General features: G+C 48.6%; 1 pseudogene. It reads left to right on the plus strand.

The features are described 5' to 3' along the window. Nucleotides 1-245, plus strand: a pseudogene (locus AAEY79_RS16065) (hypothetical protein); the annotation flags it as partial.

Here is a 245-nt window from a genome sequence, read left to right on the forward strand (position 1 = left end):
GTATCAGCCTACCGCAACCGCATTAAGCGCGCAAGACATCGACACACTGCTTAATATCGCTACCTTAACGCCGCAGCTCTTTGAACATCCTGAAATCGCGGCGCGGCTTACGTTAAAAAGTCCAGCGCTCGGTCGTTTGATTGTCCAGTATCAAGTATGGCAACAAATAGAGGTGCAACAAGCCCTCGATATGCAGCAATTAAAGCAAACGCAGCAACAAGAGTTTGAGACGCTCATGACCAAGT

It is taken from the genome of Psychrobacter sp. GW64-MNA-CIBAN-0177 (assembly GCF_040309585.1).
GTDB lineage: Bacteria > Pseudomonadota > Gammaproteobacteria > Pseudomonadales > Moraxellaceae > Psychrobacter > Psychrobacter okhotskensis.